Origin of the sequence: Blautia sp. SC05B48 (assembly GCF_005848555.1) — a bacterium.
Classification (GTDB): domain Bacteria; phylum Bacillota; class Clostridia; order Lachnospirales; family Lachnospiraceae; genus Blautia_A.
The window spans coordinates 1,272,661-1,295,797 of record NZ_CP040518.1 but is presented as its reverse complement, the minus strand read 5'-3'; the positions used below and the strand labels follow the sequence as shown (position 1 = coordinate 1,295,797).

Annotated in this window: 25 protein-coding genes and 1 pseudogene; all 26 read left to right on the top strand. The window is 35.2% G+C overall.

Annotated elements, in window-relative coordinates; genetic code table 11:
* Positions 1-11: 11 nt before the first annotated feature.
* The 26 genes and pseudogenes from EYS05_RS05960 to EYS05_RS05835 all read left to right on the top strand — a co-directional run bounded on the left by EYS05_RS05960 (position 12) and on the right by EYS05_RS05835 (position 22,408).
* Complete coding sequence (locus tag EYS05_RS05960; protein WP_005421665.1) at positions 12-734, top strand: ABC transporter ATP-binding protein; 723 nt, start codon at positions 12-14, stop codon at positions 732-734.
* A gap of 1 nt (position 735) precedes the next feature.
* On the top strand, positions 736-2,016 hold the full coding sequence (locus EYS05_RS05955; protein WP_138276804.1) for a hypothetical protein: 1,281 nt from the start codon (positions 736-738) through the stop codon (positions 2,014-2,016).
* 169 nt (positions 2,017-2,185) lie between these two features.
* Positions 2,186-3,880, top strand: coding sequence for an IS1634 family transposase (locus tag EYS05_RS05950; RefSeq protein WP_005421670.1), 1,695 nt, complete (start codon positions 2,186-2,188; stop codon positions 3,878-3,880).
* Positions 3,881-3,894: 14 nt separating this feature from the next.
* On the top strand, positions 3,895-4,140 hold the full coding sequence (locus tag EYS05_RS05945) for a hypothetical protein (RefSeq protein ID WP_005421672.1): 246 nt from the start codon (positions 3,895-3,897) through the stop codon (positions 4,138-4,140).
* A 214-nt stretch (positions 4,141-4,354) separates the two neighbouring features.
* The gene (locus tag EYS05_RS05940) at positions 4,355-4,723 is read left to right on the top strand and encodes a helix-turn-helix domain-containing protein (RefSeq protein WP_005421676.1); all 369 of its coding nucleotides are present in this window, start codon (positions 4,355-4,357) and stop codon (positions 4,721-4,723) included.
* Position 4,724: 1 nt separating this feature from the next.
* Positions 4,725-5,453 carry a LytR/AlgR family response regulator transcription factor gene (locus tag EYS05_RS05935; protein WP_044924590.1) on the top strand — a complete coding sequence of 243 codons (729 nt, stop codon included), beginning with the start codon at positions 4,725-4,727 and terminating at the stop codon, positions 5,451-5,453.
* A complete protein-coding gene (locus EYS05_RS05930; protein ID WP_005421679.1) occupies positions 5,440-6,756 on the top strand; it encodes a sensor histidine kinase in 1,317 nt (438 codons plus the stop codon). Before EYS05_RS05935 ends, EYS05_RS05930 begins: the two co-directional genes overlap by 14 nt.
* Positions 6,757-6,856: 100 nt before the next feature.
* Entirely contained in the window at positions 6,857-7,264 is a 408-nt protein-coding gene (locus tag EYS05_RS05925; protein ID WP_005421680.1) for a response regulator, read from the top strand.
* Between the two features lie 152 nt (positions 7,265-7,416).
* A complete protein-coding gene (locus EYS05_RS05920; protein ID WP_082246472.1) occupies positions 7,417-7,566 on the top strand; it encodes a cyclic lactone autoinducer peptide in 150 nt (49 codons plus the stop codon).
* A 1-nt stretch (position 7,567) separates the two neighbouring features.
* Complete coding sequence (locus tag EYS05_RS05915; protein WP_005421682.1) at positions 7,568-8,158, top strand: accessory gene regulator B family protein; 591 nt, start codon at positions 7,568-7,570, stop codon at positions 8,156-8,158.
* A gap of 246 nt (positions 8,159-8,404) precedes the next feature.
* On the top strand, positions 8,405-8,857 hold the full coding sequence (locus EYS05_RS05910) for a sigma factor-like helix-turn-helix DNA-binding protein (RefSeq protein WP_044924595.1): 453 nt from the start codon (positions 8,405-8,407) through the stop codon (positions 8,855-8,857).
* On the top strand, positions 8,823-9,080 hold the full coding sequence (locus EYS05_RS05905; protein WP_005421685.1) for a helix-turn-helix domain-containing protein: 258 nt from the start codon (positions 8,823-8,825) through the stop codon (positions 9,078-9,080). Before EYS05_RS05910 ends, EYS05_RS05905 begins: the two co-directional genes overlap by 35 nt.
* Positions 9,081-9,467: 387 nt before the next feature.
* Positions 9,468-9,659 carry a DUF6462 family protein gene (locus tag EYS05_RS05900; RefSeq protein ID WP_044924599.1) on the top strand — a complete coding sequence of 64 codons (192 nt, stop codon included), beginning with the start codon at positions 9,468-9,470 and terminating at the stop codon, positions 9,657-9,659.
* A 108-nt stretch (positions 9,660-9,767) separates the two neighbouring features.
* Positions 9,768-9,932 carry a CopG family transcriptional regulator gene (locus EYS05_RS05895; protein ID WP_334290502.1) on the top strand — a complete coding sequence of 55 codons (165 nt, stop codon included), beginning with the start codon at positions 9,768-9,770 and terminating at the stop codon, positions 9,930-9,932.
* 36 nt (positions 9,933-9,968) lie between these two features.
* Positions 9,969-11,207, top strand: a complete 1,239-nt coding sequence (locus EYS05_RS05890; RefSeq protein WP_044924602.1) for a site-specific integrase — start codon at positions 9,969-9,971, stop codon at positions 11,205-11,207.
* 164 nt (positions 11,208-11,371) lie between these two features.
* Positions 11,372-11,842, top strand: a pseudogene (locus EYS05_RS05885) (methionine--tRNA ligase subunit beta); the annotation flags it as partial.
* A gap of 289 nt (positions 11,843-12,131) precedes the next feature.
* Entirely contained in the window at positions 12,132-12,389 is a 258-nt protein-coding gene (locus EYS05_RS05880; protein ID WP_243119241.1) for a DUF6462 family protein, read from the top strand.
* A 286-nt stretch (positions 12,390-12,675) separates the two neighbouring features.
* Complete coding sequence (locus EYS05_RS05875; RefSeq protein WP_138276802.1) at positions 12,676-13,653, top strand: LacI family DNA-binding transcriptional regulator; 978 nt, start codon at positions 12,676-12,678, stop codon at positions 13,651-13,653.
* A gap of 44 nt (positions 13,654-13,697) precedes the next feature.
* Positions 13,698-14,963, top strand: coding sequence for an ABC transporter substrate-binding protein (locus EYS05_RS05870; protein ID WP_138276801.1), 1,266 nt, complete (start codon positions 13,698-13,700; stop codon positions 14,961-14,963).
* Between the two features lie 144 nt (positions 14,964-15,107).
* On the top strand, positions 15,108-16,010 hold the full coding sequence (locus EYS05_RS05865) for a carbohydrate ABC transporter permease (RefSeq protein WP_138276800.1): 903 nt from the start codon (positions 15,108-15,110) through the stop codon (positions 16,008-16,010).
* Between the two features lie 32 nt (positions 16,011-16,042).
* Entirely contained in the window at positions 16,043-16,858 is an 816-nt protein-coding gene (locus EYS05_RS05860; RefSeq protein WP_138276799.1) for a carbohydrate ABC transporter permease, read from the top strand.
* Positions 16,859-16,873: 15 nt separating this feature from the next.
* Positions 16,874-17,551, top strand: a complete 678-nt coding sequence (locus EYS05_RS05855) for a PIG-L family deacetylase (RefSeq protein ID WP_138276798.1) — start codon at positions 16,874-16,876, stop codon at positions 17,549-17,551.
* Positions 17,552-17,577: 26 nt separating this feature from the next.
* Complete coding sequence (locus EYS05_RS05850; protein ID WP_158293308.1) at positions 17,578-18,780, top strand: M20 metallopeptidase family protein; 1,203 nt, start codon at positions 17,578-17,580, stop codon at positions 18,778-18,780.
* The gene (locus tag EYS05_RS05845; RefSeq protein WP_138276796.1) at positions 18,767-20,116 is read left to right on the top strand and encodes an L-cysteine desulfidase family protein; all 1,350 of its coding nucleotides are present in this window, start codon (positions 18,767-18,769) and stop codon (positions 20,114-20,116) included. Before EYS05_RS05850 ends, EYS05_RS05845 begins: the two co-directional genes overlap by 14 nt.
* 13 nt (positions 20,117-20,129) lie before the next feature.
* Complete coding sequence (locus tag EYS05_RS05840) at positions 20,130-21,506, top strand: family 4 glycosyl hydrolase (protein WP_138276795.1); 1,377 nt, start codon at positions 20,130-20,132, stop codon at positions 21,504-21,506.
* Entirely contained in the window at positions 21,503-22,408 is a 906-nt protein-coding gene (locus EYS05_RS05835) for a carbohydrate kinase family protein (protein WP_138276794.1), read from the top strand. The genes EYS05_RS05840 and EYS05_RS05835 overlap by 4 nt, the downstream gene beginning before the upstream one ends.
* Positions 22,409-23,137 lie beyond the last annotated feature (729 nt).

Sequence of the window (23,137 nt, the reverse complement as noted above, 5' to 3'; positions counted from 1 at the left end):
AGGGATCAGATATGTACTTAGAATTAAAAAATATAAACTTTTCATATGGAGAAAATGTTATTTTAAAAAATGTAAATTTTGGAGTGGAAAAAGGAGAAATTACAGGATTAATCGGAGCTAACGGAGCCGGTAAAACGACAATTATATATAATATCGTAAAAAAGCTTATTCCTAAAAGCGGTGAGATATTATTAAATGGAAAGTTGCTGAAAGATATTCAAATGGATGAATTGAATATTGCATATATTCCGGATGAACCTGTTTATTATGAAGAGTTAACTTTGATGGAGCATTTACAATTTGTTCATGCGTTATATCCATCAAATGATATAGATATACAGGAACTTGTAAAGCGTATGGAATTGCAGCCTCATTTACATAAAATTCCAAGTATGCTATCGAAAGGAACCTTGCAAAAAATGTTGATTGCAATAGCAATGCTGCGAGAATATGAGGCTTTTATTGCAGATGAACCTTTTAATGGATTAGATCCAAAACAAATTAAAGAATTTAAAAATTTATTAATCGAATCAAGGGCTAATAATAAGGCAATACTGATTTCTACACATTTATTAGATATGGTGGAAGAGTTATGTGATAAATATATTATGATATGTGCAGGTGAAGTTATTGCAGCTGGAAGTAAACAAGAAATTGCAAAGAAATATGGACTTGATAGTAAAAAAAGTGTAGAAGAATTGTATCTTCAGATTATTGAAAGTAGGGAGCAATGAGATGAAAGTATATAAATTTTTAGCTTTAAATAAAATTAGAGAAAAAGTTCGGCTAATAAGAAATATGTATATACCAATTGTTGGATTAATAATTTTTTTAGCAATGGTGCTTTCTATAATAGGAAAAGATTTTTTTAACATAATTAAATCTATAAAAATGTTTGATAGTAAAATCTATTTTATATCCTTTTTGTGTATGTTGGCTTCTATTATCTGTAAGATGAGAAAAAACAGTATGCCGCAAATCGTTGTAAAGCCTATGACTCTGTATTTATTTAATACAAGAAAAATTAGAGATGTATTTGTGCTCAAGTATGCTTTTTTTGTAATAAAATATGTGCTATTGTCATTGCTGTTGGCATTTTGTACATGCGGAAGTTTTCAATCAAATAAATATGTGATGGTATTTGGGGGGTATACTATATATTTGATTGAAGGGTTGTTAGTTTCTTGGAATATTTATAATGTAATAAAACAATCATATATATATATATGGAAAGCGATTTTTGTTTTTTTGAGTATTTTAACACTTACAAGTTGTACTTCTGTAATAATAGAATTTATTAATTTGGTTTGTATGATTCTGATATTTATATATACGGCAAAATATTTGAATATAAATTATTTGAAATATGAGAATGATATTAAGTATTTAGATAAGGTTTTGGTAGCACAAAATAATAACGATACCATATTACTAAATCAGTACTCAAAAGAAAAAATTGCAAGAAAACTTTATGGAAAAGAATATATGCCGGACTTTTTAAAAAAATATCCATTGGTGTGGAAAGCAGTTATATCAATTAGTAGGATTGGTAAACTACCAATTATTATAGGAATTGTATGTTTTTCCTTAACTTTTATGATATATACGCTGCCAGTATTCTGGAGTATACCAGTATTGGAGTTTAAAGAAATACGATATTTTTTGCTAATTTTTGGCGTCTTTTCATTATTTCAGTTTAGTATACAAGCTTTTTTTAAACAATTATCGGATCTTGTGGAAAAACAAAAAAATGGATTATATATACCTTTTAAGTTATCTAAAATTATTTTGCAATTTTCAATTATACCAACCATATATATTATAATTATGTCAGTAATAGTAACAATTCTATTAAAAAGTCGTATTTATTTAAGTATTATTTTTGGAGTGATAATGGTGATGTATATATGGATAACGATGTACTTTGGAATAAAAAATAAAAATTTATTAAATAAGATATACACTGTATTAAGCATTATAGTTTTCTTGTTATCGAGTATACTTATGATTAAGTAAAAAGATTGAGCAAAGGTTTGTGGTAAATTGCAAGTAATTTTTCCACCTAAAGAAAAAAGAACAAAATAAAATCATAAAAAATCCCGGTTTTCTGCGGTTTTCCGTTGCGGAAGATCGGGAAATATAGTACAATTATTTTAGGCGGATAACCGCCTAAAAGGAGGGCGTTATGTATCTGGATTTTTTAGTGAAAGTACCAACTGTAAAAGGCAAGATCACACGGAGAAAAAAGTCAAATGTTGTATATATAGAGTATGAGTATGACCGGGTTTATGATCCATCCAGAAAGTATACTTTTCCCAAAAGAGTAACGATTGGAAAACTGTCAGATACGGATCTGGAACTTATGAGACCGAATCAAAATTTCCTGAAATATTTTCCTGATGCAGAGCTTCCAGAATGCAAAAACAGGACTTACAGAAGCAGTTGTCTCAGAGTAGGAACATACTTTGTACTGCGTAAGATCATAGAAGAATGCAGATTGAAAGATATCCTTGGAAAGTATTTTGAACCGCATGATATGGGGCTGTTTTTAGATCTGGTTGTTTATTCGATCATAGCAGAAAATAATGCAGCACAATACTATCCGGATTATACATACAACCATCCACTTTTTACGGAAAAGATGAAACAATACAGTGATTCGAGGGTATCAGACTTTTTGAATTCAATAACAGATAACCAAAGTACAGGCTTTCTGAATACATGGAATGAGTCACGGGATTACCGCGAAAAGATCTATATTTCTTATGATTCAACGAATAAAAACTGTCAGGCGGGAGATATAGAAATGGTCGAATTTGGGCATCCGAAAGTAGATGTGGGAGAGGCAGTATTTAATTATACAGTTGCGTATGGCACCCGTAATCAGGAACCATTATTTTATGAAAAATATCCTGGCAGCCTGAATGATATCTCCCAGCTTCAGTTCATGTTGGATAAGGCATCTGGATATGGTTATAAGAAGATCGGATTTATTTTGGACAGGGGTTATTTCAGCTGCGAAAACATACAATATATGGACAAATGTGGGTATAGTTTTATAATCATGGTAAAAGGGATGTCTGCCCTTGTAAATGGATTGATCCTGGAAAATAAAGGGACATTCGAGAATAAGCGAGCAAACAATATCTATGAATATGGAGTTTACGGAAAGACAATACGGCACAGGCTGTATGCAAGTGATAAAAAAGAACGTTATTTTCATTTGTATCATAGTATTTCAAAAGAAAGTGCAGAACGGATAGAGATTGAAAACAGGATCAACCAGATGACACAGTATCTGAAAAAGTATCAGAATAAAGTGAAGGAATTCGGCCCTGGATTTGAGAAGTACTTTAACCTTCATTATGATGAAAAGAGCCAGGCTTTTGTATTGCCGGAAGAACGCAACAGTGTGTTAGAAAGAGAACTCGATCTGGCAGGATATTTTTGTATCATTACATCGGAAAAGATGAGTGCGAAGGAAGCAATCGAGCTATATAAGAGCAGGGATGTATCGGAGAAACTGTTCCGTGGAGATAAATCATATCTGGGAAATAAGAGCATCCGGGTGTATTCAGAAGAATCAGCAAGAGCGAAGATATTTGTTGAGTTCGTAGCTATGATCGTGCGCTGCAAGATGTATATAAAACTAAAAGAAGAGATGAAAAAACTGGATAAGAGACCGAATTATATGACTGTACCGGCGGCACTAAAAGAGCTGGAAAAAATAGAAATGGTACGCCAGTTAGATAATATATATCGGCTGGATCATGCAGTAACAGCGAATCAGAAAGTAATATTGAAAGCTTTTGGACTGGATACAAACAGTATAAAATACTTTGCATCAGAGCTGAGTAAGGAACTGAAAAAAGCTGAATAAGGAAGGGAATAAAGATGGCAAGAACAAGAAAAACAAGCAGGGAAGCATTGGAAGAAAAGATTGAAAAAGCAGAGGCTGATGTTATAGCAGCGAAGAAAAAATATGATCAGGCAACAGCAAATCTGAAAGAGCTGCTAGACAAGCGTGATGCCATAAGGAAAGAAGAAATCCTGTCAGCGGTTGTAAAAAGTGGACGGTCATATGAGGAGATCATGAACTTTTTAAATGCAGGATCAGATGGAGAAAAGACAGAAAAATAGAATTATTTTGAGTCACATATATAGTGTCACTCGATTTAGACGGAAAAAGACTGGAAGTTCACATTATATTTGATGCTTTCAGGGGGCTTGTATTTTTGAAAATAGGGAAAATTGGAGTTTATAATTAAAGGTAATTGATTACTTCTATTATTTGTACCGACTGAAAAGAATTAAGGTAGCATGATAGTAAAATATGTTTAAGAGGTAACCAATTATGGAAAGTCGTATCAAACAACTTCGTGAAAAAAGAGGGTTAATACAAGAAATTTTGGCCGCAGAATTAGGAATAACACAACAGATGCTCAGTAAATATGAAAGAGATGTTACGTTTATTAAAGTAGACATTCTAAAAAAAATAGCGGTATATTTTAATGTGACAACAGATTATTTGTTAGGGCTATCAGAGGTTAAGAGAGATTTACAGGGACAAATGAAAGTGAATGAGACGTTGGACGAATACTATGATCTTGTGGAGATATACAAGAACCTGGATAAATATGATCAGGAAATGATATGGTCAATTATACAAATTATTAAAAAATTGGATGAAAAGAGAAAAAGGGAACAGAAGAGAGTGGATTAAAATGCTAAATATAGCAATTTGCGATGATGATATACAGATTACAGGAACGATTGAAAATTTAGTACGAAAAATAGCAAACAAAAATTTTGTTGAAGTAGAGACGGAAGTTTTCTGGAATGGACAAGGTTTGCTGGATGCTATTATAAAGGACAGTAAATTTGATATTATTTATCTTGATATTGAAATGCCGAAAGAAGATGGTATCTCAGTAGCAAAAAGAATAAGAACGTATGACAAAAATGTTTTGATTATTTACGTCACAAGCCATGAAAATCATATGAGAGACTCTTTTTCTGTTCGTCCATTTCAATTTCTCGTGAAGCCAGTAGCTGAAGAACAGATGGAAACATGTTTTAAAGCTGCATTCAGTGATATAAATAATACCGATTTTTATTTTCGATATAGTTATAAGAGAATAAGTTATAAAGTTCCGGTAAGAGACATTTTATATTTTGAAAGCAATAGACGAAAAATATCCATTGTAACAGAAAAAGATACCTATGAAGTATACGAAAAACTGAATGAGATTGAGAAAAGCTTGAAGAACTGTAAAATGCCGTTTTTACGTGTGCATCAATCTTTTCTTGTAAATTATAGACATGTGGATGGATTGGCATATGACTTTGTTATAATGGATAATGGAAAGAAGATTTCAATCAGTGAAGATAGAAGAAAAATGATTAGTGAACAGTACTGCTCGATGGAGGATACATTTTATGTTGGTGAATAAAATGTTGATGAATGTGACAGAGATATTGCTCGTAATATTTGCGATATTTCTGTTTTCTTGCTATTTTTCTATATTTTTTACAAGAAGAAAGAAAAAGATAACAATTGTAATTGGCTACACCATTTTTGCAGTCTGGCAGTTAATGCTTTTGAATGCCAGTATATTACCAGTTTACATCAATATAAGCGTTACAATTGTAATAACATTTATTTCAGCTATGTGTGTTTATGAAGGAAGGAATTTGAATAAATGTATTTTTGTTCTGGCTTTTAATGCAATTTGGATGATGATAGAAACAGTAAGTGGTTATATACTTTCAATCTATTGTAATCAATTTAGATATTCTCAGATGTACGGAATCCTAGGATCAGTCATATCAAAAATATTATTTTTACTGATTATATTTGCACTAAGAAAAATATTTTCGGTAGGTGGAATTACAGAATTTTCTGTTAAATACAGTATTATGTTAATTTTAATTCCAATTGGAAGTATTTATGTTATGAATGAGGTTTTCTTATTTAGCTACAAAATAAATAATGATCGTGCATATTTTCATTCTGCAATTGCTGCGATTATTTTGCTGTGCTTAAATATATTGATTTTTTATATTTATGTGAAGTTGACGGATGATTTACAGTTAAGGCGGATGACTTCAGTTTATGAACAACAATTGGAATTATGTGAACGACATCAACAAGAAAGAGAACTTTCCATGTTGCAATTAAGAGACATGAAACATAATATGAAAAATAATCTAGTATCTATTCTTGCTTACGCAGAGAAAGGAGAAGACGAGAAAATCATAGAATTTATCCAGGACATAATGGATGAAAGTGGCTTATCAATATCTGTGGTTGCCAATAGTGGCAACATTGTAATTGATTCACTACTTGGATATTGGTATGTAACAGCACAAAAGAAAGGGATAGATTTTTCTTTGGATATAAAGATTCCTATGAAGATGGAGTTTAAGGGTGCGGATATATGTCTGATACTTGGGAATTTATTAGAAAATGCTGTAGAAGCGGCTGAAAGGGTAAAAAAGAAGAAGTACATAAAAATCCAAATGAAATATGATAAAGGCAATCTGCTGATATTTTTAATGAATAGTTACCAGGGGCAATTAATAAAAATGAAGGATGAGAGACTGAAATCTACGAAATCCGATGCTGGAAATCATGGCGTTGGTTTGCCGTCAGTTTATCGAGCTGCAGCGAAGTATAATGGAATAGTTACAGTTGATGATTCTATACCAGAAAGATTTCTGGTGAGAGTCGTGTTGTACGGAGAAAAGGAATAATTACACGAATAGTCGGAATTATTACAATGTAAATAATGTTTGAAATAACATGATAAAATGTAAAAATAATTTTACGATTTGAACGTCATGGTAGGGTAGAATGAAAAAGATATTATTGTTTAGTGATCATAGAGAAATATTTAAAACTACAAATAAAATAACAAAAGGAAAGTATAAACTGAAGTGGTGCACCTATGATTGGTCGGATGATGATAAGCATTTTACTCCAGATGTTATTATTATGTATTTTAATAAAAAAATGGTTGAAAAAGGAACATTTGAATTTATCGTCAGAGTAAAAGGGATATTGGGAAATACAATTCCAATTCTTGCTTTGATTGAAAATGGGACAAAGCAGGATATTTTTTCGGTATTGAAGGCAGGAGTGTATGATTATTTGGAGAATGTGGAGGATTTACAAGAATATCAAAAAAAAATAGAAGAGATATTATTGTGGATATGGTACTTAAAAAAGTATGGTTCTCAAAAAGGTTGTAATGATCAATGAATTCATTGCAACCTTTTTTGTTAAGAAATATTGGTGTTTGTAGTAGTGCCATAGGAAAAAGTTACATGAATACTCGTTTTTTTTACAGAAAAAGAAATGGAATGTATTTTTGTAGTATTGTTTTAAAAAGAAAACGAAAGGAGAGTTTTACTATGAATATGAAAAATGTAAAAGCTCAGTCAGCGAAAGCACTGGCAAATGTATCTTTAAAACTTGGAAAAGTGTCAGCGGATAGTGCATGTTGCTATATCTTTCACCAGCCGAAAGTTCCGAAGGACTTGAAAAAACTTAAAAAGATTTGAAATGAGACGGCTGTCAGAAAAATTAACAAAATATGTTATTAAGACCGGTGCAGTTCCTTCGGAATCATATGACATATATCAATATGGCTTTCAGATTGGACTTGAGATGCTATGCTGTTTCGTAACTTGTTTGAGTATAGCAATATATATGCATATGATTCCGGAATTTGCAATATTTACGGGGATTTTTATGTTGCTACGGACTTATGCAGGTGGCGTGCATCTTAACAGTTTTGGATCATGTTTTATATGTTCAGTCACTGTACAGACAATAGCAATGTATTTTAACAGTAAATATAAATTTACGGTAGGTACAGCATGGCTTCTTATATTAGTAAGTGCGATATTGATATTGAAAGCTGCACCAGTAGAGTGTGTCAATCGAGAACTTGATGATACTGAAAAAGAACACTGCAAAAAAGTAACCATGAAAGTCTTAATTGCTGTTATTGTATTTGCTGGTTGTTGTACACTTGCAGGAATACTAGCCATACTTTCCTTAGTTGCACTGACTTCCTTTATAATTTTAATCTCTCAGTATGTTGGTATTTTGAAATATAAAATTGAAAAGAGCAAGAATAAGCGGAGATGATAAAAAATTGTTTCCGCTTTTTTTATTATATGGAATGGAGGAAGAAAATTATTTTTGAATATTAGATTATTTATATGAAAACGTCCAATGGATTTCAATCCATAAGGACGTTTTTTGTATATCATAAGAACTTTTTTATAGAGTTTTTCTTTTAAACCCGAACAATGGGGGCTTCCCAATCGGGATAAGGGTGAAAGGGAAAAAGACCTTTGCTCATATCTCATGGTCGGGAAGGAGGTGAACTCTATGGAGCAATCTTCTTCCTACGATGAGAAAAGGGTAATGCACCAGTTTGATCGAAAATGCAAATTGGCACTAAAGGGCGAAATAGTGGATTATGAAAGGCATTTAGCTTATCTTAGAAAACATGAAACTTTGTTTTCAGAATTATCTGAACAAGAGATGGAGAGCCTTTCTATATTTGATGAATATGAATTGGAAAAAAGCTATTTTCGGGCAGGCGGTTATGATGTAGAGGTAAAAAATGCTCTATTGGCAGAAGCATTAACTGCACTGACAGAGAGAAAAAGGGACATTATTCTTTTGTCATACTTTATGGAAATGAATGATGCGGATATAGCAAGAAAACTGAACCTGGTAAGAAGTACGGTACATGAGCATCGTACACGATCGCTTGAAATATTAAAGATTATGCTGGAGGAAAATGCAGGTGAAAACGGAAGAAAAAAGCGTAAATAATAAAAAATTGATACCGTTTTGGGTAATCGAAAGAGCATTGGAGGGTGACATTCAGGCGATAAATAAAATTCTGAAACATTATGAAGGATATATTGCAAAATTATCGGTCAGAAAAATGTATGATGAGTATGGCTGTGTTCATTATTGTGTAGATGAAACACTTCGCAGACGTCTGGAAACAAAATTGATAAAAACAATTATTGGATTTAAAATAGTTCGCTAAAAAACATTTGAAAGCATCCCTTTCTGCTGAAAAAGCTATTTAGCATTGTTTGTACCTTGAAAATTTAATATTTATCCTGCAGGACATATGAAACAGAGGAGCTATATAGCAAATACGCCAAGACTGTCTGCATTATAACTTTGCGACATCGTGACGCAAAGTAGAAATGTTGTAAACGAAGAAATATCAAAATGATATTGAAGTAAAGGCACGAGCGATAAATATTTGACTGTGATCAGGAAGTGGGATTTTTGTGGCGAAGATACTGTTTCTGATAATGATACTTCCGGGAAGGCTACCCGGTCTGGAAAGATGGTGAAATACCAATGAAGCTGTTACCCGATGGCTGCCTGTGGGATTGTTATAAATTGGGAAAGGAGCGAAAGAATGCAAAGACATATTATAAATAGGAAAAGATTTGTTCGTTATAAAGAAGGTGCAGAAATATACAGCATGTGTCAAAGTAAGTTTGAAAAAATGGCAAAGGAAGCAAATGCTGTTTATAAGCTGGATAAATTGGTACTGGTGAACTGTGATATTTTTGAGGCATATCTGGAAACATTCCGAACCGGTATTTAGTGATAAATAGTATTGCAAGAGTTTTTGTGCTACGAAAAGTATTGACTTTTTGCACGACAAAAAGTATAATGTAATCAAGCTATGAAGGAGGTGCATACGGTGGCTAAAATGGGGAGACCGAAAGCAGAATCCCCTAAGAAGAAAAATGTAAGTTTCCGCTTAACAGAGGAAGAATATCAGAAATTGTCAGAGTATGCAGCGAAGCATGAGCTGACTACAACACAAACGATACAAAAAGGTATTGAGCTTTTATATCAGATGCCAGAAAAGTAACACAAGGACTCCTTGCTACATTAGGAAGGAGTTACAGTGGCAAAAGCAAGAAAAGATAACAGAGGCAGGGCCTTACGCAAAGGCGAGAGTCAACGCCAGTCCGACCTGATGTACATATACACTTATACAGATCCATTTGGAAAAAGAAGATATACATATTCCAAGGATTTGGTTAAGTTAAGGGAAAAAGAGCAGAAATTGTTGAAAGACCAATTAGACGGTCTTGATGTGTATGCTGCGGGAAATGCCAATCTTAATTTTGTATTTGATAGATATATTTCTACGAAAACAGAGTTGAGACGAACAACATATACCAATTATATGTACATGTATGATCATTACGTCAGAGACAGTTTTGGAAAGAAGAAAATCGGTGAAATTAAATATTCAGATGTACTGTACTTTTATTATCATTTGATAAATGAAAGAAAATTGCAGGTTAATACACTGGAAACGATTCATACGGTGCTTCATCCAACATTTCAGTTAGCAGTGCGAGATGATATTATCCGAAACAACCCATCTCATGGTGTAATGTCAGAAATAAAAAAGAAACCAGGGAGGAATCATGGAGTGAGACATGCGTTGACAGTAGAACAGCAGAGAGCATTTATGAATTATACATCGAACAGTCCGGTATTTAATCATTGGGCACCATTGTTTACGGTTCTTTTAGGTACAGGATGTCGTATAGGTGAGATTATTGGGATTCGATGGGAAGATATTGATTTAGAGAAACGACTGATCAATATTAATCACAGTGTTACATATTATCCACGCAGAGCAGAAACAACCAAATGCGAATTTGCTGTTTCGTTACCTAAAACAGAGGCGGGCATTCGTACAGTTCCGATGATGGAGCCAGTATATAATGCTTTTATGGAAGAGTATGAATATCAGAAAGAAAATGGATTCAGTACCGTTACACTGGACGGTATGGAGGGATTTATATTTACAAATCGGTTTGGCAATCTTCATAATCCGCAGGCAGTCAACCGGACAATCAAACGCATCCGGGAAAACTACAATGCAGAAGAAATTTTAAAAGCAAAAAAGGAGAAAAGAGAGCCGATCATTATTCCACATTTTTCCTGCCATCATTTGAGACATACTTTTTGTACGAGATTCTGCGAAAATGAAACGAATATTAAGGTGATACAGGCAGTTATGGGACATGCAAATATTGAGACAACGATGGATATATATGCCGAAGTCACCGATATGAAAAAAACAGAAGCAATAGAAAAATTATCACATAATTTAGACATATTCTAGGAAAGAGTCCTTGTGGGTTCGATTCTATGAGGTGCAACAGAATTATGTGGTGTGCAACAGAACTACAACAAATACATACTGAATAATACCTTATAATAGGTTGAAGTCTTTTTGAAAATAATGTATAATACCTGACAGTACGGGATAGTATGGTAAGCGAATCAGTTTTCCCGACAATGAAGTCACTGGACGCTGATAAGAAATCTGCGAAGTCAGAAAACAGCACTTCCACAGCAGCACCGGAGAAAGAAGAAGTTATCGACTTCTCCAAGGTAAAGGTAGAGCCTTTATTTGAGGAATTTGTTGATTTCGATACTTTCAGCAAGTCAGATTTCAGAGCTGTAAAGGTAAAAGCATGTGAAGCAGTTAAGAAATCCAAGAAGCTGTTACAGTTCACTCTGGACGATGGAACAGGCACAGATCGTACCATTTTAAGCGGTATTCACGCTTATTATGAGCCAGAAGAACTGGTTGGAAAAACACTGATCGCTATCACAAACCTGCCGCCAAGAGCTATGATGGGAATTGATTCCTGTGGAATGTTACTTAGTGCAATCCATGAGGAAGAGGGCGAAGAAAAACTTCATCTTCTGATGGTTGATAACCATATTCCGGCAGGTGCAAAGCTGTACTAAAATTAAATATAAAATGTCTAAAACCATGATGTCAGACCGCATTTGACAACAATTTGACAACAAAATTTGGGATAATAATGAATCGTTATGAAGCATGACGAATTTCAGGTGAAAGGACACAGGTTTGAGAATGAAATCAAAATTGATTCACTGGATCAATGATTGATATGCATGACAACAAGAGCACTTCTTAGAGTTTAATCTGAGAGGTGCTTTTTTTCGTACTCAAAAATATATCCCGGCAGTCAACTTCTGTAAAACAGTGAATCTAATTTTGGAGGAAAATATCATGGATAAAAATTATAAACCAATCACAAGTATGAAGGAAGTACCAGAGCAGCTTAGAAAATTACGCCGACAGTATCTACGTTATCAGCAGGCAGAGATTATTTACAGTATTTCTCATAAGAAGCTATTTGAACTTGCCAGTGATGCAGGTGCGATTTACAGAATAGATGGAACCGTATTGATCAAGCAATGCAGTGTAGTGGATCATAAAATGAGCAATGATACGTTCACGTTTCTTCTGGAAAACAGGGCGTGCTGACTTTGTGTAAGAAGTACATTTGATAAAATGTGTTACATCATGAGGATCTTATTTATAAGTTTCTGGATCTAAATAAATGGAGAGAAAAGAAAACACGTGGTGAAAAATGATGTTTCGGTGAAATACATGAAATAAAAATGAAACAAATGAAACGGGGTTGACATTTTATACATTGATTCTTATAATTTCAAATATAAAATTGGTAAAAAGATACAACAAACAATGCAGAACAGCAAAAAAGAATGTGAAATACGTTGAAAAAAGGAGGTGATGATATGGGGCAACAATAAGAGATGTTGCAAAAAGGGCAGGAGTATCACCAGCTACGGTTTCAAGATATTTTCATGGGAAAAATGTTGTAACAACGGAAACCTCCAAGAGAATTGAAAAAGCAGTCCGAGAACTTTCATATAAACCTGTATATAAACAAAAGAATCCCGGTGTAATTGCTGTTTTAATTCCAAATCTTAAGCTGGCATATTTCAGTGAGGTTCTAAAGAATTTCCTAGATGCGGTTCCGAAATATGGTTGCAGAATGATATTTATTCCTGTTGTGGGTCAAGATGAGTCTTATAAACAATATTTTAAAGAACTGGATATCACGGGCGTAATTTATCTGGAGGAAAATACAAATCAGGATATGCTCAATTATATAGCGGCTAAGAATATTAAAATGGTGATGTTTGGTGCAATCAGTGAGGATCAGCGCTGCAAAATGATTCATATCAATGATTTGGCAGCAGCACATGAAGGCGCGAGATATCTTCTTGAACTTAAGCATGAGAGAATCTTGATTATATCGGATTATCCTAAGAGTATCAGCTCCGGATTTCAGCGTATTGCAGGATGCAAAAGAGCTTTCGAGGAATATGGATTGGAATTCGATGCAGATCGAGTGAAATATGGTGAGTTGACATATAATAGTGGGTATCGTATAACCACGCAGGCACTTCAACAGGGAATTTCTTTTACAGCAGTATTTGCATTCAGTGATGAAGCTGCATTGGGGGTTATCAGTGCTCTGGCTGAGAGAGGGTTAAGAGTTCCGGAGGATGTTTCCGTTATGGGATTTGACGGGATTAGTTTATCTAGGCAGGTAACTCCCAAGCTAACAACTATCCGTCAGCCTATCAAAAAAATGATAGAGCAGACATTGGATACTTTTCAGAACCAGAAAAGGGAAGAAAACATAGAAATTACATTACCCTACAAACTGGAAGAAGGAGAAACCTGCATTCTCAATCAGAAAATATTAAAAGAATAGAAACAGTTAATAATGATAAAAAAGTACAAATTTGGAGGGAAAACATGAAAAAAAGAATTTGTAAAATGCTGACACTTGTAATGACTGGTTCAATGGTCTTAGGAGTAACTTCACCGGTGCATGCAGAGAAAAAAGATGATGTTACTAAAATTTCTTTTGCAATTTGGGATGAGGTTCAGAAGCCGATATTTGATGAGATTATTGAGAAATTTGAAACAGAGAATCCTGATATTGATGTAGATTTACAGTTAACTCCTTGGTCACAGTATTGGACAAAGTTGGATGCTGCAATGGGATCAAATAGTGCGGCAGATGTATTTTGGATGAATACATATCTTCCTAAATATGCAGAGGCTGGTGTTTTGGAACCGCTTGATGAATATATTGAAAAAGATGAAATTAATATGGATGATTACGTAAGTGTTTTGAAAGACTCTTATAATTATAAGGATGTTCAATACTGTATACCAAAGGGAATGGACACGGTACAGGTATTTTTCAATAAAGCTATTTTTGAAAAATATGGGGTAGAAGAGCCTCAGACCGGATGGACATGGGAGGATATGACAGATATTGCAAAACAGTTAAAGACTAAAATTACAGAAGCAGGATCTGATGAATATCCGATACTAATGGAACTGGATGCCCAGCCTTCTTTTTTCAACTTTATCAATCAATCAGGAGGCTTTGTGCTCAGTGAAGATATGAAAACAGCAGGTTTTGATCAGAAAGGAACGGTGAAAGCGTTTAGTGATATGGTATCACTTATGGATGAAGGTCTGATGCCAGGAAGCGAAGTGCTTTCGGATACAAAGGGAACAGATTTGTTTCTGTCTCAGAAGGGAGCCATTCTTTTCATGGGATCCTGGAAAACATCTGTTATTGATGAAGCGAGTTTCGCTGATCAGATAGGAACTATTGCTATGCCCGCAAAAGAAGCAGGAAATCAGAGCGTTATTGGCGGATTGGGCTATGCAATCAATGCTAACAGTGAAAACAAGGATGCGTCGTGGAAACTTGTAAAATATCTTTCAGGGGAAGAGGCTAATAAAATGCAGGCAGAAGCGAAGGTAGATGTTCCGGCACTGATTAGTGCCCAGCAGTATTATAAAGCAGATCACATAGATGTAAGTGTAATTTTCGAAGCAGCAGAAACTGGATTTCCATTTCCAACATCTACAAGCGTTGCAGAATGGCTTCCTGCTGTAACTGAGATTTCAGCAAAGATATTTGCAAAAGAATTAACTCCGGAAGAGGGATGTTCACAGATGCAGGAAGTAACACAGAGTGCTTTGGACAGCGAATCATAAGATGGATTGGAAGTGTTGCTAATAATGAAATGAGCAACACTTCCTTTTTTCCAACGAATAAGCTGCAAAAAAGCTGTTCAATTATGAATAAAATAGCGAAGGCAGATTTCGAATCTATGCTTAATTGACAGGAGAGAATATTTGATGAAAAAAAATAAAGTGGATTCACTAAGGCATCGGGAAATAAGGACAGGTTATCTAATGATTGCGCCATTGATGTCAGGAGTCATCGTATTTTTTATCTGGGCATTTTTTCAGAATGTTTATTATAGTTTTACAAATAAGTCAAGCTTTGGCATTCCCAAATTTGTTGGACTTGAGAACTATGTAAAGCTTTTTCATGATGAAGCGTTTTATCAGGCATTTATTAATACGATATTATATGTAGTTATTTGTGTACCGGCAGTTGTGATTCTGGCGATTTTGCTGGCTGTATTATTGAATTCTAAGGTAAAGGGAATTGGTTTTTTCAGAGTATGCATCTTTCTTCCGGCAGTTACTTTACCGGCCGCAATTGGACTTTTGTGGAAATGGTTGATGAATTATAAATTTGGTATTTTCAATGAAATTCTTGGAAAGTTTGGAGTGAATCCAATTGCATGGCTTTCTGATCCTAGAATAGTGTTGTTTTCTATTTCTATTGTATTTATCTGGGCAAGTGTTGCATATCAAGTAATTGTATTGTTAGCCGGATTACAGGGGATTCCGGTGTGTTACAAGGAGGCTGCTGAAATTGATGGAGCGAATGGGATTCAGCGTTTTTTTAAGATTACATTACCGCTGTTATCGCCATCTATATTTTTTGTATGTGTAACAACTGTTATTAATGTATTCCAGATTTTTGATTTTATTTATCTGATGATTCCACAGGGAAGCAGTGGAACTGCAGCATCCAGATCGCTGGTTACATATTTTTTTGAACAATCTTTTGTAAAATTTCATAAGGGATATGGTGCAGCAATCAGTCTGGTGCTGTTTTTTCTGATTTTAGTGATTACAGCAATTCAGATGATCTGTCAGAAGAAATTGGTATTTTATGATGATTAATGAGGATCAGGACGTAGAAAGGAGATTATATAATGAAAAAAAGAAAGTGGCAGGTATATCTGTTACTTGTTCTATGTGCTGCTGTGACAGTATGTCCATTTATATGGATGATTTTGACATCTTTCAAATCCTATGAAGAAAGTATTCAGATACCACCAACAATTTTTCCGAAAATTTTTACAGTGGAAAGCTACCAGGAGATTGTAGCCAAGTTTCCGTTTCTTAGTTTTTACATCAATACATTTTTGGTCTTGATTTTTACAATTGTGATTGAGTTACTGATATGTTCTATGGCTGCATATGCGTTTGCCAGATTGAATTTTCCGGGAAGGGATGTAATTTTTATCGTCCTTTTGGCATTACTGATGGTTCCAGGACAGATTTTCCTAGTTCCCAATTATGAGATCATGGTAAAGCTACATTTGGCAGATACGGTAACAGCATTATGGATTCCTAAAATATTCAGTGCTTTTGGTACATTTATGTTATGTGAATTTTTTAAAGGACTTCCGAAGAGTTTAGATGAAGCAGCTATGTTAGATGGATGTGGATTTTTTCAGATTTATTATAAGATTTTATTGCCGTTATTAAAACCTGCATTGTCTTCTTTAGCAATTTTGACAGCAATATCTACATTTAAAGATTTGATGTGGCCGTTAATTGTAAATAATTCTATGGAGAAAATGACATTATCTGCTGGTCTTGCAATGCTTATCGGAGAGCATACAACCTATTATCCGCAGGTCATGGCGGGAGGCATTATTGCGATTCTTCCGATGATAGTACTATTTTTCTTTTTCCAGAAACAGTTCGTAGAAGGAATTGCAACCACAGGAGTAAAACAGTAGTAGGGGGAATAGATTATGGTTGATATTTTAGCAGTTTGTGCACATCCAGATGATTTGGAAGTCTGTGCTGCAGGAATGTTTGCAAAAGCAAAAAAAGAAGGATTAAAAACAGGGCTTGTAATTTTTACCAGAGGGGAAGCGGGAGGTTATGCGGAGCAGAGGGAAAGAGAAGCAGAGGCAAAAAAAGCCGCAGAAATTTTAAAGCTAGATTATTTTGAAATGCTAAATTTTCCGGATGCAGGCGTCTATTTCTGTAAGGAAGCAGTGGATGCTTTGATTCCACATTTGCGAAAGTGTTCTCCAAAATTTGTTTTAACACTTTTGGAGGATGATTATCATCCGGATCATACAGCTGTATCAAGAATTACAAGGGCGGCTTGTTTTACGGCTGGATTGAAAAAGTATTCAGATGATGATACTGACTGGCATTATGATGCGCTGATCTATTTTGGCGCAGATAATAGAAGCAATCGTCGCAGACCAGATATCTACGTAGACATTTCAGACGTAATAGAAATAAAGAAAAATGCTTGCCTGGCACATACATCTCAGAATATTCTTCCATATGCAATGAGTTTATCAGAGGAATATGGAAGAGATGCAAAAACAGAGTTTGCTGAGGGAATTTATTTAGGACATAGCATCACCATTGATAGTATTGCAGATCTTTTGAGAGACTGCAAAAAGATGTAAATAAGATTTTGGGGGAGGGATTAAGAGTGAAAGTTGATTTTTACCAAAAGGCCAAAGAGGCGGAGGAAGAAATTAAAAGATATTATACCCATCTCCATAAGCACCCGGAGTTGTCCGGGCAGGAATATCAGACACAGGAATGGATTCTTAGTCAATTGAAACAATGGGGAGTGGAATGCAGGACATGTGCTGATACGGGTGTATATGCAATAATTCGAAGCGGAAAACCTGGTTATACGATTGCTTTTCGTGCAGATATGGACGCACTTCCAATTCAAGAACAGACAGGACTTTCATGGAGCTCGGAAGAAAATGGTGTTATGCATGCGTGTGGACATGATGCGCATATGACAGTGCTGCTTGGCTGTATTCGGATTTTACATGAAAATCGGGAGCAGCTATATGGAAATATAGTATTTTTATTCCAGCCGTCTGAGGAACATCAGGGTGGTGCTGCCCGTATGATTGTAGATGGAGCAATGAAAACTCCGAAGCCGGATTTGATAGTTGCTTTTCATGTATGGCCACAAAGAGCAGGTACTATTACCTGCATGTCAGGACCTGTAATGGCACAACCGGATGCGTTTTCTATTGAACTAATAGGGAAAGGTGGACATGGAGCAACACCTCACATTTGTAGGAATCCGATTCCAGCAATGGCGGCGTTGATCAATGCAATCGGAAATATTACAGCAAATGATATATCAGCGCAGGAAACAGCAGTTGTAAACATTTGCCGGATTCGATGTGGCGAAAAATATAATATTATTGCAGAAAAAGGATATCTGGAAGGAACAATTCGAACTTATGATACAAAAGTGCGGGAAGAGATTATTCGACGTCTGAAAAAACTGACCACATCTATTGCAGATGCCTGGGAAATAGAGGGATCCTATTATATGGATTCAGGATATCCGGCAACGATCAATAATAAAACGGCAGCTTGCTGGGCAGCTGAGATTTTGAAAAAGGAGATTCCGGAAGTGGAGATTTTAACAGAAGGAGAACCATCTATGCTAGGAGAAGATTTTTCATGTTATGGAACAGTATGTCCATCTCTGTTTCTGAGACTAGGCTGTTGGAAAGAGGATGAAAAACGGCATTTTCCACTACATAGTAGTTGTTTTGAGATTGAAGAATCAATATTGTTGGATGGAATTGCAGCCTTTTGTATTCTGGCATCTGCATTTTCGGAAAAGGGGTTTGAGAGGATAAATGAAAAATACTGAAAGGATGTATAGGGGTAGCAGCAAAAATTGTCAAAAAACGTTTGAAGATTTAAAGGATGGTAGAGAGAGAATAGAAAAAATCTGTCGAGAGTTGTTAAAAAATGAAATTATCGTAGCCCTTGGATGTACAGAACCGGGAACGATTGCTTATGCAGCGGCGTGTGCGAAGGAGATTTTAGGTGCGATTCCGAATCATATGGAGATTTATGTGAGTGGTAATATTTTGAAAAATGTGAAAAGTGTAGTTATTCCAAACACTCAAAATCTTAAAGGGATAGCGGAAGCTGCTTTTTGCGGAATTGTAGGAGGCAATCCGAAACGAAAGTTGGAAGTTTTGAATACTTTGACTATGGCAGACGTTGAAATGGTACGAAAGCTTGTAGCGGAAGAAAATATGTACGATGTGCATCTTTCGAGAGTACAAGAGCCCCTATATGTACGAGTTGAATTGATTAGAGGAGAGCATACCTCTCTGGTGGAAATTCAGAAAAATCATCTTAATATAACAAAGGTACAAAAAGATGGGAAAGATATTACAAGGCAATATCAATACAGAGAATGTGTTGGAGAGGTTAATGGCAGTGAATATAAGCTAAAATTGAAAGATATTTACAATTTTGCATATGAAACAGAAATTGGCGATTTGGAGAATCTCATGAAATTGCAGATCACCCACAATGGGAGAATAGCAGAAGAAGGAATGAAAAATGATTATGGAGCGAAGGTAGGGAAGAATTACCTGAAATTGCATGAGAAAGAAAAAACAGCCGTATTAGCGGCATACGCAGCAGCAGGAAGTGATGCCAGAATGGGAGGAAGTATTCTTCCGGTAGTTGCTAACAGCGGCAGTGGAAATCAGGGAATTACTATTGCGGTGCCTATAGCTATTTATGCCCAGAAAGAAAATAAAAGTAACGAGATGCTGTATAGAGCATTGATATTTGCAAATTTGGTTTCAATTTATATTAAAAGAGGTATAGGAAAGTTGTCGGCATATTGTGGTGCAGTTAATGCGGGATGTGCTGCGGTTTGTGGAATTGCATATTTGGATCAACAGCCATTATCAGTAATTGAAGACATTATCACAAATACATTGGCAACGATATCAGGAATGTTATGTGACGGAGCAAAGCCATCTTGTGCTGCAAAAATAGCTATGTCAATTGAGACAGGTCTTTTATCCTATGAAATGGCAAAAAATCAATGCCGTTTTATAAGTGGGGAAGGAATTGTTGGAAAAAATGCGGATAAAACTATTGAATCTGTTGGCATAATTGGGAAAGATGGCATGAAAGAGATGGATAGTAAAATTCTGGAAATTATGATGGGAAATTAAAGGAGATGATGTTATGAAATTAACAGTTATTGGTGGATGTGGTTCACGAAGCTTGATGTTGGCAAAATGTTTGGCACAGCATGCGGAAGACCTTGACATTACAGATGTTGTATTTATGGATATAGATAAAGAAAGAGTCCGGGTGTTTGGCTCTATGGTGAGAGAGGTATTTTCCAGAATTGCACCTTATGTTCAGTATCTCTGTACAACAAATGAGAAAGAGGCTGTAATGGAGGCAGATTTTGTTATTACAACTATTCGTGCGGGAAAAGAAGAAAGCCGTATTATTGATGAACGGGTAGCACTAAAGAATGGGGTAATAGGGCAGGAAACGACAGGCGTTGGTGGCTTTGCTATGGCACTTCGTTCTATTCCAACATTAATTTATTATTGTAGGTTGATTGGTGAGTATTCTAATCCAAACGTTATGGTATTTAATTTTACAAATCCAGCTGGTCTTGTAACGCAGGCATTAAGAAATCAGGGATATTCGTTTGTGTATGGTATTTGTGATGCACCGTCTGGATTTTTAAGACAGGTAGCAGCTTTGTATGACTTGGAATATTCTGATTTAAAGGTGCAGCTTATAGGATTGAACCATTTATCTTATTTTACCAGTGTAAAGAAGGATGGACGGGAAATACTTTCGGAAATTTTGAAAGATTCACGGCTTTATGAACATACAGATATGCGTTATTTTGAGCCAAAGCTTGCACAACATATTGGTTGTATGCTGAATGAATATCTGTATTATTTTTATTATAGAGAGAAAGCTCTTCGGAATATTCAGAAAATAGGGGAAACACGAGGAGAAAGAATTAAGAAAATCAATGATCATATGTTGAAGGAACTTGGACAGTATGATGCAGCAAGAGATTTTGATAAAATGTTAGAAATCTACAGTGAACATATTTATATGAGAGAAAGTAATTATATGCAGGGGGAAACTTCTGTGGCAAGAGATGAGGCTTGCATTCCACGATTTGAACTTTATACAAAAGATGAAGGTGGATATGCAGGGGTTGCACTGGCATTTATGAAAGCAAAGATTACTGGTACAAAAGGAGAGATGATTTTGTGCGTCCCCAATCATGGAACTGTGGATTGGTTAGAAGATTCAGATATAATAGAGGTATCCTGTAATATTTCAAAGAATGGGGCCACACCGAAGAAAGGTCTATATGAATTACCAGAATGTGCAAAACAGCTGATTCGTACTGTGAAATGTTATGAGAGACTGGCCGCAGAGGCGATTGTGGAACGGAATACAGAAAAGGCTATTGACGCATTGATGATAAATCCACTGGTAAACTCATATTCTTTGGCAGTAAAACTGTTAGGGGAATATCTGGAGGTCTATAAGGAGTATACAGGAGGATGGACATTATGAATAGCGTAGGTGGATTTGGAATTGCCAATGTGGATATCATTTTTGGAAATGCTGACAGAATTCCAAAGCTTGGAGAAGAGATTTATACGCCAAGCTGCTTTAAGCAACTTGGCGGAGGTGTAGTTGCAACACTGATTCAGCTTTCAAGGTTGGGTGTTCCGGTGAAACTTGCAACTTATATAGGAAATGGTTCTCTTAGTAAATATCTTGTAAAAAAATTGGAAAAGGAAAAAATAGAGTACATTAACATGTTATCAACGGATGAAGAAGATCCAGTTACTCTCAGTTGTATTGTTTCCTGTGAACAGGACAGAGGTATTGTTTCCTATAAACCTAAAGAAGAAGCGTTTGGGGTGGACAGTAAAAAAATTTATGAATTTTATAAGGATTGTAAAATTGCTTTTCTTTCTCTTGAACAGAAAGAGTTTTGTAAATCTTTGAAAGAAGCAGGATGTATTATCGTGTTGGATTCTGCATGGAATGATATGTTAAGTTTGGAATGGTATTATGATGTTTTTCCGTATGTGGATTATTTTATTCCGAATTCCATGGAGGCGATAAAAATAACAGGCGAAGAAAATCCGGAAAAGGCATTGGAAAAATTGGGTCAGTATTTAAAATATCCAATTGTAAAAAATGGAAATAAAGGATGTCTTTATAAAGAGGATGGAGAGATTCATACTGTTGAACCGCTTCCAGTAAAACATGTAGATTCAACGGGTGCAGGTGATGCATTTGCAGCTGGATTTATGTATGGATTATATTATGATTATAGTTTGGATGATTGTATACGGTTTGGAAATATTACCGGCGGGTATGCGGTAACAAAAATGGGATGTTTAACTGCAGAAATAGATGAACAGAAACTTTTAAATTATTTTCATAATATTTATAGGAGATAATGGAGAGAAGAATTTTTAAATAAATGTTTACACAAAGCGAGGAGATATTTTTCCTTCATATAGAATGATGAAATATAAGAGTCCTATATTTTCTGAGTGACATATAACAGGGAAAGCTAAAAAGCAATTTCGAAGAGCAATAAATAGAGGAAAAATTTAAAAATGGCCGGATCAGAAAGAGGAATTTATCCTAGATGGGGGGCGACTGCCAGTTCCTGGAACCGGTGCTGCATCACGGAGAAAGACAGAAACACCATCTTCAGGTGGAAATCCTTCCGGATTCTCCTGAAGGGAGTACGCCTTTTTATCTGATGTCGTTTATTATTGCTTGACGCAAAAAACCAGATGCCATATACTGTAACTGTTCATCGGAGGGTTGATTGTTCGACGGAAACAATGGCTGGATAAGATGACAGGCTGAGATGCCTGTTGCTTATCCGTTACTGTTCAGGGGTATGTATAAGTCGTTGTTAAAAATGACGAAATTTATTTTTTTATTTTGTGGATAATCATTTTCAGCAGGAAAAACTGTGTTTATAGTTTTTTCTGCTGCTCTTTTTATGAACAGTTATACACCGGGTTCTGCTTTTAAGTCCTCTTTTTTTGAAGTCTCAAGATTTACATTAATACTTTTTTATCATAAAACAAATAGTTTATCCACAGTCAGAATGACGAAAGAGTGTTTTCTGGTAATTCGCTTTTTTTCTACGTTTTTGTTATACTCTTTTT